This is a genomic window from Achromobacter sp. FW305-C-30-7, from assembly GCF_058783105.1.
On the sequence record NZ_JBYSYI010000001.1, the window covers coordinates 1,026,267 to 1,039,507 of the forward strand.

Here is a 13,241-nt window from a genome sequence, read left to right on the forward strand (position 1 = left end):
TGCCTAATGAAGCGACGCTGTTTTCTCAGGGTATGTGCTGTATCGATGGTCGCGGCGCCCGTGGTGGCGCGGGCCCAGGACCGCATCGTCAGGATCGTGGTGCCGTTCGCGCCAGGAGGCTCTGGCGATCTGATTCCACGCATTGTTGCGCCGGCGATGTCGGAACGGTTGGGCATGACGGTGATCGTGGAGAACCGGGCCGGTGCCGGCGGCGCGATCGGCGCGGGCTATGTGGCGCGCGCGCCCGCCGACGGGCTTACGCTGGGGGTGGCGACCGTGAGCACGCATGCGATACAGCCTGCGGTGCTGGCAAAGCCGCCGTACGACCCGTTGAAGGATTTCGCGCCCATCTCCAACCTGGCTCGGGTGCCCAATGTGATCTCCATCAATCCGGGCCTGCCAGCGCAGGACATGGCAGAGTTCATCGAACTGGCCAAGCAGCGCGGCGGCGACATCACCTACGGGTCGCCGGGAGTGGGCTCGCTGGGGCACATGATGGGCGAATTGCTTGCCCAGGCCACGGGCGCGCCCATGCGGCACATTCCGTACCGTGGGGCCGGCCCGGCGTTGCAGGACGCCATCGCGGGCCACGTGGACGTGCTGTGCGACAACCTGCCCGCGTCATTGCCGCATATCCAGGGCAAGCGCTTGCGCGCGCTGGGGGTAGCCTGGCCCGGCAGGGTGGAGCAGCTGCCGGACGTTCCTACTTTTGCGCAGGTCGGTGTGCAGGCACTCAATGACCCTGCCTGGTTCGGCTTGGTTGCGCCCGCAGGAACGCCCGCGGCATTTGTGCAACGTGTCAGCGAGGCGGCCGCCGCCGCGCTGAAGAATCCGGAGGTGGCCAGCCGCATCACGCAGTTGGGCGCGGTGCCTCAAGGCGGCATGCCGGAGGCGTTCATGGCCGATATCCAGTCCGAACTGGACAAATGGCGTCGTGTCGCCAAAGCCGGCAACATTTCCCTGGAGGCCAATTGACTGATCAATCTCTTGATTGTTCCAGCGAAGCGCTAGCCTGGCTGGAATCGTTGATCGCCTGGCCCACCGTATCCGGCAGCAACTCCAACCTTGAGTTGCTGGCGCAGGCGGAATCATTTCTGCGCAAGATCGGTTTCGCGGTGCGCTACACATACAGCGAGGACCGCAAGCGCGCCAACCTGTTCGCCAGCCTTGGAGGCGGCGCGGGCGGAATCCTGCTTTCCGGCCATACGGATGTCGTGCCGGTGGCGGGGCAGGATTGGACTCGGGATCCGTTTCGCCTGACCGACGAAGGCGAGCGGCTCTACGGCCGCGGCACGTGCGACATGAAGGGCTTTCTCGCCTGTGTGCTGGCGACCGTGGGGCGCCTGGGCAGCGGCAGGCTGGCCCAGCCCGTGCATATCGCGCTGACCTACGACGAAGAGATCGGCTGTGTAGGCGTGCGAGGGTTGCTGGCTGACCTGCGGCAGCACGGCATTCAGCCGTCCGCGTGCATCGTCGGCGAGCCGACCCGGATGGAGGTGGTGCGTGCGCACAAGGGCCGCCATTCCTGGCGCTGCAATATCCGGGGCAGGGCAGAGCACTCGTCACTGAGTGGCCTGGGCGTGAATGCCGCGCAGACGGCTTGCTTCCTGGCGGCAGAAGTCGCGGCGCAGGCTGAGGCATTGCAGTCTGCAACGCGTGACGAAGGCTTTTATGTGCCGTTCTCGACGATGGCGGTCTGCCGCGTGCATTCCGGACATGCGTCGAATGTGATCCCGGAGGAGGCAGAGTTCGACTTTGACCTGCGGTTCCTGCCAGGCGTCGATCCCGACTCCGTATTGGCGCCCATCCATCAGCGCGCCCGGGAGCTTGAGGGGACGATGCGGCAAAGGGTCTCGGAATCGCAGGTGCTGCTGATGCGGAGGACATCGGTGCCCGCATTGGTGCCTCGGGCGGATACCGACATGCTGGTGGAGGCCCTGTTCCGGGCAGGGGCTCAGGCCGGCGGGCACGTGGCCTACACAACGGAAGGCGGGCTCTACCAGCAAGCCGGCATTCCGGCCTTGGTTTGCGGGCCAGGCGACATCGCTCAGGCTCACACGGCGGATGAGTACATCCTGCGCAGCCAGCTCGGGACGTGCGAATCCGTGCTGGAACGGCTGCTGGCAGGCGGGCCGTGATACGCATAGGCGCGGCAGAGGCGACTGCCTCCTGCCTGCTGCCGCCGCTGTTGGTACGTTGGGCCCAAACACATCCTGGCGTACCCATACGGCTGCGGGTTCTCAGCCCCGCAGCCATTTGTGCCGGTTTGCGGGAGAACGAGCTGGACGTCGGCTTCATGCATGGTGTCGACGGGACGGCTGGATTGCTTGCCCGTCGCTGGATAGAAGAACCGTGGCTGGTCGTCGCGCGGCCGCAGCATCCCTTGGCGCAGGGCGTGGCGCCGATATCGCTGGACATGATGCGCCACCAAGCCCAATGGGCGTGGCTGGTGACGTCGGCAACTGCCCAGGACGCGGTACGGCGAAGATTCGAGAGTGGCGTCGGCGCCTTGGATATTGCGCTCGGATTAGGTTCGGTCCAGGCAGTAATAGCTATCGTCCAGAGCAGCGACCTGCTGGCATTTTTGCCGCGCCACGCCGTGCAGCCCGCCCTGCATCGAAACGCCCTGGCTACGCTGGAAACGGAGGGCATGCCGTTGAACATATCGCTTGAAATACTCAGGAACCCCGACGTGCGGCTGTCTGGGCCAGTGGCGGATTTCCTGGACTTTTGCCGCGCAGAGGCGGCTGCACTTTCATCAATGCTGGACTGGGGCGCGCTGACGAACCCGGGTTCCTGACCGCGCTCAGGTGTTGCGCGCCAATGTCGAGAACCTGTTCAGCAAGGATTGCCGGGTCGCAAACGGATCGGGCGGCGCGGAGTTGAATACGCTGCGGCTCTTCATGCTGCCGGCCGCGATGGACTTCTGATGATCCCGGGCGCGGCCGAGGCATGGGTTCGGATCGGCTGCCTACGCAGGAAGTCAATCAAAAAAATATAAGTCATTGATTTTTATCGAGTTGCGCTGAAAATTCGACCGGATTGCGGAACCGTACCTGCAGATTTCCGGTCCATTGAGTTTTTTCCAAATATATAATTCATCTGATAAGCATTCGCATTTAAATATTGGAATGATGAATTGTGTCCAAGAAAACTCCGTTGACAATCGCGCTGTGCGCCCAATGCTTCAGCCCGGCCGTTGCGCTGTCCTTGATGCTTCCCGCTGGCGCCAGTGCCCAGACCGCCGCGCAAACCACGACGCTGCAGCCCGTCACCGTGACTGCAGGGTCGGTGTCGGATGAGGATTTACCTGCGCCTTACGCCGGAGGGCAGGTGGCACAGGGCGCGCGTCTGGGTTTGATGGGCAACCAGGACGTGATGGATACGCCCTTCAACGTCACCAGCTATACCTCCGAGCTGATCCAGAACCAGCAGGCGCGCACGCTTGCCGACGTCATGGCGAACGACCCTTCGGTGCGGTTCACGACGTCGAGCGGACATGCCTATGAGAACTTCCGGATCCGGGGCTTCGACGTCAATCAGAACGATGTGGCGATCAATGGCATGTATGGACTGGCGCCCATGGGCCGCACCTCGTTGGAATTCGTCGAGCGGGTGGAGGTGTTGAAAGGCCCGAACGCCTTGTTCAGCGGCATGGCGCCCAGCGGCGCCGTGGGCGGCACGATCAACCTGGTGCCCAAGCGCGCGGAAGACACCCCCAATGCCACCTTCGGTGTGAACTGGCAGGCCGACGGCCAACTGGGCACGACCATCGATGCCGGCCGCCGTTTCGGCTCGGCCAATGAATGGGGCGCGCGCGTCAACGGTTCTTTCAGCGATGGCGCCACCACGCTGGACGGCCAATCCAGAAAGCGCGAGTTCCTGTCCGCAGGGTTGGACTATCGCAGCAGCGCTTTCAGCGCGTCGATAGACGCTTATCACAGCCAAGAGTCGTTCTCGGGCGGCACGCCCGCCATGTTCTGGTTCGGTGGCTCCGTCGTGCCCGACGCGCCCGATCCCCGTATCAACCAGTTCAGCACGGGCTACGGCAGCATCCAGAGCAACGCCGTCATGGCGCGCGCCGAGTACCGCTTCAATGACAGCGTGTCGGCATTCGCCGGCGTGGGCAGGCGCGACAGCCATCAATCGGGCCTGATCAACGGCACCCATGCGCGGCAGATCGACGCCAATGGCAATTTCACCGGTTCGATCATCGGGCAGCGCGCCTACACGGACGCCACCTCTGCCGATGCTGGTCTGCGTTCGCGCTTCATCACGGGCAGCGTGCGACACGAACTGGTGCTCCAGGCTTCCCTGCTGAAGCTGGAGGACGGATCGGCCACCGGGCCGGCATCGACTTTCAAGTCCAATATCTATGACCCGATCACGCCGGTCATGCCGGCGGTACCCGGCAGCGCACCCAAGACCGCCGAGAACACGCTGTCCAGCCTGGCGCTGGTGGACACCATGTCCTTCTTCGACGACAAGCTGCTCCTGACTGGCGGCCTGCGCAACCAGCGCGTGAAGACCACGAATTTCGACAAGACGGGCAAGACGACCGCGCGCTACGACGAGAATGCCGTGACGCCCGCTTTCGCCATCGTCGTCAAGCCCTGGGGACCGGACGTTTCGCTGTACGCCAACTACGTGCAGGGCCTGAGCAAGGGCGATAGCGTCACGGACACCACGGCCAGCAACTATGGGCAGGTGTTCGCGCCCTACAAGACCAAGCAGCAGGAGCTGGGCGTCAAGTGGAACGCTGGCACCTTTACCAATACCTTGGCGTTCTTCCAGATCGACAAGCCCATGCTGGTCACGGAAGGCTCTACGTCCAAGCCGACGTACGCGGACGGCGGCGAGAAGCGCGTCCGTGGCGTGGAATGGAATACCTTCGGCGAGCTGGCTCCAGGTGTGCGCGTGCTGGGCGGCGTCACTTATACGCAGGGCACGCAGGTCAAGACTTCCTATGGTCGCTATGACGGCAACACCGCGGTGGGCGCGCCGCGCTGGCAGGCCAACACCGGACTGGAATGGGACACGCCGTGGGTGCCCGGCCTGACGCTGAGCGGGCGCGTGCAGGCTACGTCGAGCCAATACGCCGACGCAGCCAACAAGCTGCAGATTCCGGGCTGGGGCCAATTGGACCTGGGCGCCCGCTACGCCACGCAGATCAACGGCCGGGACGTGGTGCTGCGCCTGAACGTCAACAACGTGTTCGACAAGCACTATTACGCCGGCAGTTTCAGCGACACGACGCCTATCGTGACGCTGGGGCCGGCGCGCACCGTTACCGCCTCCGCCAGCATCAGTTTCTGAACGCCGACTCCTGTTCCGGACAGCCGGTCCGGAGCAGGAATCGGCGGTCAGGTAGCGGACCTTGCATCCAGGGATGACCATGGAAGTCCTGATACTCCTCAGCCTGGCAAGCCTGTTCGTGGGCTGCTTCTGCATCTATCGCGCTTCGCCGAACCAGCGTTGGGGCGTAGATTCCTGGCCAGTTCTGCCCGCCCGCGCCGCGGGCTTTCTGCTGCTGGCGCTGGGCGGCTGGGGCTGCCTGCGCGCATTCTCTGCCGTTGCGGCTGTGTTCGTGTTCTGTACGGCCCTGATGCTGTTCTTTAGCCTGATCCCCTATCTGGGCGTGCTGGCAGGCTTGCGCCGAAGCGATACGCATGAAGCCCGCTAAACCCGCGCCGATCCGGCGCGACTGGATATCCAAGAGCCTGGCAGGCGCGTTGCTCGGCTTCGCGCTGGCCATGGGCGCAAGCGCGGCGCTTGCCGCATTGACTGGCGGCATTCCTTTGGCAACGCGCTCGCAGCTGGCCATGTGGCTGGTGCCTCCGGTCTGGCTCGGCATCGCGAGCACGGTCTACTTTTTCGCCAGCGGCCTGCGCGCCTGGATCTGGCTGGGCGGCGCCTGCGTGCTGCTCTATGGCGGGCTGTATCTTGCCAAGGCGATCTGAGGAGGGCCCGCGACCATGAAAGCCGACTACATACGCATCTACAAATCGGTCCATACCTGGACGGGCATCCTGACAGGCATGGCGCTCTTCATTGCCTTCTATGCCGGCGCGCTGACGGTGTTCAAGGAGCCCCTGACCCGTTGGGCAACGCCGCCCGCAGCCGTCGCGCCCGTGCCGCTGGACGAGACGCCAGGCCTCATCGTCAGAACGCTTGCGGCGCGGCCGGACGTGGCCAAGGGATTCAGCATCCATCTTCAGGATGCCGAGCACGTGCCGGCGCGCATGGCTTGGGAAGTGCGTGATGGGCAGGCCGACGACCATGATGAGTCGTCGCTCCGCCATTACGCGGCCTATCTGGATTCGGGCGGCGAACTGCGGCTGGAGGAGTCCTCGCCCAGCGGGCTGATGTCGTTCATCGACGTGCTCCACCGCGTAGTGGGGTTGCCCGTGGATAGCGACCCCAACCGCTGGTTCATGGGCATCGTCGCATCGCTCTATGCAATCGCCCTGGTGTCGGGCGTGATCGTGCTGCTGCCGTCGCTGGTCAAAGACTTCTTCGCCCTGCGGGTCGGCAAGAACCTGAAGCGCATGTGGCTGGACGCGCACAACGTGGTGGGCATCGTCTCATTGCCATTTCATATCATCATGGCGTTGAGCTCCGTGGTGTTCGCGTTCCACGACGGCATCTACGACCTGCAGGATAAGCTGATGTACGAAGGCAAGCTGGAATCCGTCTTCCAGCGTGCCGGCGGCAACGCGCCCGGTGGCGAGGCCAGGAATCCCGCAGACATGCTGACGCCCCGGGAACTGCTGGTTCAGGCGCGCGGCCTGGCGCCGGGCTTCGAGCCCGACACGTTGCAGTATCAGCAAGTCACCGGCCCGCGCGCCATCGTGCGTGTCTGGGGCAAGGACGACAGTGCGGTGTCGCCGCGCGCGCGGGGCGGCTTCGTGGCGCTCGACCCTTACACCGGGAAGGTGCTCAATCGCGATTATCTGCCGGGCGGGCAGGACGCGCCCAACCTCTGGGTCAGCAGCCTCTTCGCGCTGCACATGGCTTCCTTCGGGGGCGCGGAGGTGCAGTGGCTCTATTTCCTGCTGGGACTGGCGGGCGCATGGCTGTTCTATAGCGGCAACCTGCTGTGGATAGAAACGCGCCGCAAGCGCAGCAACCGGCAGACCGGCGAGGTTCCGGTGCAGCGGTTGGACACAAGGCTGATGGCATCGGCGACCGTGGGCGTCTGCCTGGGATGCGTATGCGGCATTTCCTTGATGATGGTCGCGTCCAAATGGTTGAGCGGGCATGTAGGTGATCTGAATGCCTGGCTCCAGGGGCTGTACTACGCGGCGTTCTTCGCCAGCGTGGCCTGGGCTTTCCTGCGCGGGGGCGCGGCAGCGTGCGTACACCTGCTATGGCTGGCGGCAGCGTTGACGCTGGCGATACCGGCGACCTCGCTGGTGGGCGGCCTGCTGCCCGCCACCGGGCTTTGGGCGCACACGTCGGCCGCGGCGCTGGCAGTGGATGCGACGGCATTGGCGGCAGCGCTGGGGTTTGCCTGGATGGCAAAGGCCAGTGCACGCAGGATCGGGCGGGGCGAGCCCGACAGCGCATGGGCGCCGAGACGGCTCGCTGCGCGCGAGGGATAGCGGATCGCGGCGAATGCGCCATGAAAAAATGAACGGATGAATATGCGTAGAAAGAACAGATTGGAATGGCGGGATTGGATGTCGTCGGCGGCGCTGGCGGTCTCGATGGCCGTCGTGACACCGGGCATGGCCGCGGCGCAGTCCAAGCAAGGCGCCGTGACGCCCGAGGCTCACGTGGACGAGCGGATTTCGCTGCAAAAAGGCGAATTCCTTGCTGGTACCTGGGCCGCCGACTCCGGCGTGACCCTGGATCTGTTGGACAGCGACGGCCAGCACGTGCGTCGGCTGAGCGACCCGGAAAAACCGGCCGGGGCGCTGATGCTGGTGGCGCCGGCGGACGGCTTTTACACGGTGCGCGCGCAGGGCCAGGGCGTGTTCAGGTGGGCCGTGACGGAACGTTTGCCCCGTGCCGAACAGCGCGCGCCAGCGCCTGCGCTCGACAGCCCGCGCCTGGCCGCGCTGGCGGCGACACTGACCGCAGGCGGAACGACGGAAGACTTCTGGGCAGAGGTGGCTCAGCAAGGCGCGCCGCTGGTCGAAGCCGCCGATGCCCAACATGACCGCGTCACGTTCCTGTGGCGTGGCGCCGAGCGCAACGTGCGCCTGTTCGGCGGGCCGTCGTCGGACCATGCGCAATTGGCGCGCCTGGGCGATTCCGATGTATGGCATGCCAGCTTTGTCGTCCCACGATCCACGCGGCTGTCATATCGCCTGGCGCCCGATGTACCGGAGCTCCCGGGCTCCGGCATGGCGCGGCGCCGCGCGATCCTGGCCACGGCGCAGGCCGATCCGCACAATCCCAAGGCTTACCCCGAGCGCGGCGTCGACGCGTTTCAAACCTATTCCATGCTGGAGCTGGCGCAAGCGCCGCCGCAGCCCTGGGTCGAAGCCCGCGCGGACGTGCCACGGGGAACGGTCGAGGCCAGGGAGCTGCGCAGCAATCTCATGCGCAACACGCGCAAGATCCACCTGTACCGTCCCGCGGGTTGGCAGCCCGGTGCCGCAAACAATCATGTACTGGTGCTATTCGATGCCGGCGCCTACCTGGGCCGCGTGCCCACACCGACCATCCTGGACAACATGATCGCGGCGGGCGTCATTCCACCGACCGCGGCGCTGCTCATCGACAACCCCACGGCCGAATCCCGCAGCCAGGAGTTGCCGCCCAATCCGGACTTTGCCGACTTCCTCGCGAAAGAACTGATGCCGTGGGCGCGCAAACAAGGCATCGGCGCGCCAGCCGCGCGTACCGTCATCGGCGGCTCCAGCTACGGCGGTCTGGCGTCGGCCTATGCTTCGCTGCGCCACCCCGAGGTGTTCGGCAATGTGCTCAGCCAGTCCGGTTCCTATTGGTGGTCGCCCGCGGGCGAAGAAGACCAATGGCTGACGCGGCAATTCGTCGCGGTGCGCAAGCTGCCGGTGCGATTCTTCCTCGGGGCCGGCCTGTTCGAATCGGGACGCGGCGGCCAGCCGGGCATTCTGGAGACCAACCGGCATCTGCGTGACGTGCTGCTTGCCAAGGGCTATCTGGTGACGCACCGCGAGGTGGCGGGCGGGCACGATTACCTGGTCTGGCGGGGAACCTTGTCGGATGGGCTGCTGGATTTGATCGGCACGGGCAAGCAGGGCGGCGGGCAAGTCCAGCCTTAGGGCTGATAGGCCTGCTCAGGCGGCGTCTTCGGACGCCGCTCCATTGTCATCCCACCAATCGCCCAGCGCATCCAGCAGTGGCACGAGCGTCTTGCCCGAAGGCGTGAGGTCATACTCCACGCGCCGCGGATAACCGTCGAAATCGGTGCGCCGGACGATGCCGGCCAATTCCAGCTTGCGCAACTCCAGCGTCAGCATCCGATGCGAAATGGTCGGATTGTCGCGGCGCAGGTCGCTGAAGCGCTTGGTGCCTTCCTTGAGGTAGTAGATCAGCAGCGTCGGCCATCTGCCGCTCAGTATCTGCATGGCTTCTTCGATGGGGCAGCGCGAAACCAGGTCTTTCATGGGAGGGTCATGGTGACAAAAATGTGCGTAATTTACTTAGCCTATCAGATCCGTAGAATTCATTCCGCTGCGCAGCGTGACCCTTATCTACGGAGAAAATCATCTTGGAACCCATTCTTGTTTATGGCTTTCCGCTAGGAAGTTCCATGGGGCTTGTCGCCGCGCTGGAGTGGTTGGGCCAACCCTACCGCTTGTGCCGCGTGGACATGCTTGGGGATATGCGGCTGCCTTCTTATGCGCGGATCAATGCGCGCCACGAGACGCCTGCATTCGTCAGCGAACGAGGAGCAGTGTTCACGGAAACCATGGCGATAGCGCGGTGGATCGAGAACCGGGACAACGAACGCAGGATCAGTTTCGATCCGCTTTCGCCCGAATCCGATCGCATGCATCAGTTCATGGCCTTCCTGAACACCGGCTTCACCGCCGCCTTCACCCCGCATTGGGTCGCCCTGGAAATGGATCCGCCCGATCCGGCGTTGCAGCAAACGCTGCGCGATTGGGGCGCGCAGCGCGTCATCGAGCGTCACGACAAGCTGGAGGCAATGTTGGGCGACACGGCGTTCGCGGTGGGCGACCATCCGACCTTGGCGGACGCGGTGCTGGTCGGCGTGGCGCGCTGGCTGGATTTCCATGAGGTCGCCGCAAAGTCCCGCTGGCCCAAGCTGGCGGCGCTGCGGCAGCGTCTGGAAAGCGATCCGGCAGTCCAATATGCCATCGCACTGGAAGATGGCGAAAGCCCCGCCTACTCGGGGCTCTGCAAGGGCCATGTTCCGCTGGAAACGGTGATCGCGACCTACGGGAAGTAGGCCCCGCGCGTACCGCTACGTACGCGGCGTTTCGCCTTCCTCGCGGGCTTCGAGTTCGTTGCCCAGCACCTCGGCCGAATCCTCGCCGCGCGGCGCGGGTTCCAGCGGGCGTCGGGTGTGCCCGGCCGCGCGGGCGTCCTCGCCTTCGTCGGTACGCTCGGATTGCATGAAGACATTCGCCGGTGGCGCGTATCCCCGCTTGTCCTGGCCGAAGTACACCACGGTGTGCGGGTAGGGCAGTTCGATGCCGGCGGCGTCGAAGTGCTTTTTCAGGAGCCGGTTGTAGCCGCGCTGCACCGCCCATTGCATGCCCGGCGTGGTCTTGATCAGGATCCGGATGGTCACGCCCTTTTCGTTGACCGCGGTGACGCCGGCGACCGTGATGTCTTCGAGGATCTCGGGTCCCAGCACCGTGTCGGTCATCAGCTCGGCGAAGGCGGCGCGCAGATGCGCGATCGCGTCGTCCACGCTTTCGCGATGCGCGATGGTGTATTCGCCCAGGTGATAGGAGAAGTCGCGCATGTGGTTAGTCACCACGTCCACGGACGAGAACGGCACCAGATGGTAGCCGCCGTCCAGCGTGCGTATGCCGACCGAGCGTATCGTCATCTTCTCGACCGTGCCGAATACGCCGGCGACTTGCACCACGTCGTTCTCGTTCATGCCGTTCTCGAGCTGGATGAAGATCCCCGTGATGATGTCCTGGACCAGCTTCTGCGCGCCGAAGCCGATAGCCAGGCCGACCACACCCGCGCCGGCAATCAGCGGCCCCACGTCGATGCCGATCTGCGACAGCAGCACCATCAGCGTCATGGTCACGATGACGATCAGCGCGGCGTTGCGGAACAGCGCCAGCAGGGTGCGCTCGCGCGCGCTGGGCATGCCGCGGCCTTCGCGCTGGCTGAGGCGGTGCTCGATGATGCTGGCGATCACGGTCCAGGCCAGGGCCGCGATCAGCAGCACGATGACGATGTTCACCGTCATCTTGATAGCCGCGCCGCCGGCATCCGAGGCCAGCCACCGCGACAGGTCGAAGGCGCGCCACGCGTCCAGGACCAGCAGCACCAGGACGATGCGGATGATGAGGCCGATCAGCTTCAAGGTGGCGGGCACATAGGCGTTGACGCGCGCCTCCAGCAGCGGCAGGCGTTTGCGCAAGTCGTCCGGCAGCCTGATGGGCTTGGCCAGTACGGTGTTCAGCAGCAGGATCAGCAGGCTGCCCACGCCGATCACCAGCAGGGTTTGCGCGGTGGCGCGGGCCATGAAGGGCAGCGCGTTGGTCGGATCCACCTGGCTGACCACCAGCAGGATGGTGAAATAGCCTATGCCCAGCACATGCCATACGCGCGCCAGGATGTGCAGCCGCGAGCCCATGAACGTGGTTGCGTTGGCCGCGCGCTGGTCCAGGTGTCCACGCACCGTCTGGCGGTTGCGCCAGATGACGCGCACGGCGTAGACGTAGACCGCCAGCATGATCAGCAGGTTGGCCAGCCGGCCGAGTGCGGGCGACAGCGACGCCGAGACCACGGGGTCTATCAGCAGCGTGCCATAACCGGCTGCGGTGGCAATGCGCAGCAGCCACGCATTCCAGTACCTGGCGTTGTCGTCCGTCATGGGGAGGAGGCGCAGGTGCGGATGCTTCACCGCGAACACCGTGCGGATCAGCACCTTGACGATTTCCACCGACACGAAGGCTCGCAGGAACACGGCCGCCAGCGTGTCCAGCGTACCGCGGCCCGGCGTGCCCCACAGGGCCGCGGCGCCGCCCGCCATGGCGGCGAGCAGCACTACGCCCGCATCGATGGCCAGCGCGCCCACGATGGCGCCCGCGCGGCGGGACAGCACGCGCATGGAGGTCGGCGCGCCGCGCTTGGGAGGCGCTTCGGGGTGATGGCGCTGTTCGGCGACCCAGCGGTCGATGCGGCCGTAGATGTACATGGCGATCATCCGCAGCAGGATGAAGGCGAGGATGGCGGCGGCGGCAGCCAGCGCGAGAGGCTTCAAGGCATGGCCCGCGGCGTCGCCGTCCATCCGCAGGCTGTCGCCCGAGGCCAGCGCGCGCATGTCTTCCACGCCCTGGCCCATATCGGTCGCCAGGCCGGTCAGAAAGCGCTGGACGTTGTCGGCCATGCGTTCCTGCAGGCCGGGTTCGGCGGGGACTGGGGCCGCGCCCGTGGCGCGGGGAGCAGTTGGCTTCGCACCCGCTGCCTGCGTCCGCAGTTCGTCCACCAGCGCCTTGCGTGCCTCGGGATTCTCCAGCAGGTCGGCCAGCGCGGCCGGGGTCAGGGCGGAAGATGATGTCGCCGCCGCCTGCGGTTGCAGCAGCCCGGCGGCCTGGGCTTGCCAGGATAAGGACAGGCAACACAGCATCGCCGCCAGCAGCAAGGCTGCCAGCCAGGGCCTCTCGCGTCTGCGCCGCCGATGGGGGCCGGCGTGGATGTGGGGCGGGAAAGGAATCGATGCTGTCGTTGCGGGTCCAACCACTAGGGAATCTCCTGTGCGATCTGGTCAAAAAATGGGGCGGGGTCGAGTCGCGCATTAAGAAATGTCGCGCGTGGCCGTTATTGCAAGTGGCTCAACTCTGGTCTGGAGCTTTTCATGGCCTCCAAGTTCTTACTCCCGGCGTTGGGACTACTGCTGGCTGGCGGCGTCGGCCCGGCGGTCCACCAGGCAGAGTCCGCGCCTCTTGCGCCGATGCTGGTGCGCTTCACGGTCCCCAGCCTCTGCACGGTCAGCCCGGGTCCGGCCCGGCCGGCGGTGCGATGTTCCCAAGGAACGCCCTGGCACGCGCAGCGCGCGGCGGGCGAACAGCACTGGACGGTGGTGTTCTGAC

Annotated in this window: 12 protein-coding genes; 10 read left to right on the forward strand and 2 right to left on the reverse strand. The window is 65.3% G+C overall.

The annotated features are described in order from the left end of the window. The first annotated feature begins 6 nt into the window (after positions 1-6). From AC3WOB_RS04735 to fes, 8 genes are all read left to right on the forward strand, one after another. Positions 7-975: a Bug family tripartite tricarboxylate transporter substrate binding protein gene (locus AC3WOB_RS04735; protein WP_492274337.1), complete on the forward strand. Its 969-nt coding sequence runs from the start codon at positions 7-9 to the stop codon at positions 973-975. Beyond that, positions 972-2,138 (forward strand): acetylornithine deacetylase, encoded by a 1,167-nt coding sequence (gene argE / locus AC3WOB_RS04740; protein ID WP_492274338.1) that lies wholly within the window; start codon positions 972-974, stop codon positions 2,136-2,138. The genes AC3WOB_RS04735 and argE overlap by 4 nt, the downstream gene beginning before the upstream one ends. Then, entirely contained in the window at positions 2,135-2,800 is a 666-nt protein-coding gene (locus tag AC3WOB_RS04745; protein ID WP_492274339.1) for a substrate-binding domain-containing protein, read from the forward strand. Before argE ends, AC3WOB_RS04745 begins: the two co-directional genes overlap by 4 nt. Before the next feature lie 341 nt (positions 2,801-3,141). Beyond that, on the forward strand, positions 3,142-5,316 hold the full coding sequence (locus tag AC3WOB_RS04750; RefSeq protein ID WP_492274340.1) for a TonB-dependent receptor: 2,175 nt from the start codon (positions 3,142-3,144) through the stop codon (positions 5,314-5,316). A gap of 79 nt (positions 5,317-5,395) precedes the next feature. Beyond that, positions 5,396-5,683 carry a hypothetical protein gene (locus tag AC3WOB_RS04755; RefSeq protein ID WP_492274341.1) on the forward strand — a complete coding sequence of 96 codons (288 nt, stop codon included), beginning with the start codon at positions 5,396-5,398 and terminating at the stop codon, positions 5,681-5,683. Continuing rightward, on the forward strand, positions 5,670-5,960 hold the full coding sequence (locus AC3WOB_RS04760; RefSeq protein WP_013396105.1) for a hypothetical protein: 291 nt from the start codon (positions 5,670-5,672) through the stop codon (positions 5,958-5,960). Before AC3WOB_RS04755 ends, AC3WOB_RS04760 begins: the two co-directional genes overlap by 14 nt. A gap of 15 nt (positions 5,961-5,975) precedes the next feature. Beyond that, positions 5,976-7,604 (forward strand): PepSY-associated TM helix domain-containing protein, encoded by a 1,629-nt coding sequence (locus AC3WOB_RS04765; RefSeq protein ID WP_492274342.1) that lies wholly within the window; start codon positions 5,976-5,978, stop codon positions 7,602-7,604. Between the two features lie 42 nt (positions 7,605-7,646). Continuing rightward, positions 7,647-9,254 carry an enterochelin esterase gene (fes, locus tag AC3WOB_RS04770; protein WP_492274343.1) on the forward strand — a complete coding sequence of 536 codons (1,608 nt, stop codon included), beginning with the start codon at positions 7,647-7,649 and terminating at the stop codon, positions 9,252-9,254. A gap of 15 nt (positions 9,255-9,269) precedes the next feature. Here fes and AC3WOB_RS04775 read toward each other — a convergent pair whose 3' ends face one another. Beyond that, entirely contained in the window at positions 9,270-9,599 is a 330-nt protein-coding gene (locus AC3WOB_RS04775) for a winged helix-turn-helix transcriptional regulator (RefSeq protein WP_013396102.1), read from the reverse strand. Positions 9,600-9,703: 104 nt separating this feature from the next. Here AC3WOB_RS04775 and AC3WOB_RS04780 point away from each other — a divergent pair, with 104 nt between their 5' ends. Then, positions 9,704-10,408, forward strand: a complete 705-nt coding sequence (locus tag AC3WOB_RS04780; RefSeq protein ID WP_492274344.1) for a glutathione S-transferase family protein — start codon at positions 9,704-9,706, stop codon at positions 10,406-10,408. 15 nt (positions 10,409-10,423) lie between these two features. On the opposite strand, the gene AC3WOB_RS04785 is transcribed toward AC3WOB_RS04780, so the two are convergent. Beyond that, positions 10,424-12,778 (reverse strand): mechanosensitive ion channel domain-containing protein, encoded by a 2,355-nt coding sequence (locus AC3WOB_RS04785; RefSeq protein WP_492274612.1) that lies wholly within the window; start codon positions 12,776-12,778, stop codon positions 10,424-10,426. 228 nt (positions 12,779-13,006) lie between these two features. On the opposite strand from AC3WOB_RS04785, the gene AC3WOB_RS04790 reads away from it, so the two are divergent. Continuing rightward, a complete protein-coding gene (locus AC3WOB_RS04790; RefSeq protein WP_492274345.1) occupies positions 13,007-13,240 on the forward strand; it encodes a hypothetical protein in 234 nt (77 codons plus the stop codon). Position 13,241: the final 1 nt, after the last annotated feature.

Bases quoted from the DNA above. Each gene is read 5' to 3' on its own strand.
- AC3WOB_RS04790 (WP_492274345.1), top strand. From the start codon at position 13,007: ATGGCCTCCAAGTTCTTACTCCCGGCGTTGGGACTACTGCTGGCTGGC.
- AC3WOB_RS04735 (WP_492274337.1), top strand. From the start codon at position 7: ATGAAGCGACGCTGTTTTCTCAGGGTATGTGCTGTATCGATGGTCGCG.
- AC3WOB_RS04760 (WP_013396105.1), top strand. From the start codon at position 5,670: ATGAAGCCCGCTAAACCCGCGCCGATCCGGCGCGACTGGATATCCAAG.
- AC3WOB_RS04765 (WP_492274342.1), top strand. From the start codon at position 5,976: ATGAAAGCCGACTACATACGCATCTACAAATCGGTCCATACCTGGACG.
- fes (WP_492274343.1), top strand. From the start codon at position 7,647: ATGCGTAGAAAGAACAGATTGGAATGGCGGGATTGGATGTCGTCGGCG.
- AC3WOB_RS04775 (WP_013396102.1), bottom strand. From the start codon at position 9,599: ATGAAAGACCTGGTTTCGCGCTGCCCCATCGAAGAAGCCATGCAGATA.
- AC3WOB_RS04755 (WP_492274341.1), top strand. From the start codon at position 5,396: ATGGAAGTCCTGATACTCCTCAGCCTGGCAAGCCTGTTCGTGGGCTGC.
- AC3WOB_RS04785 (WP_492274612.1), bottom strand. From the start codon at position 12,778: ATGCTGTGTTGCCTGTCCTTATCCTGGCAAGCCCAGGCCGCCGGGCTG.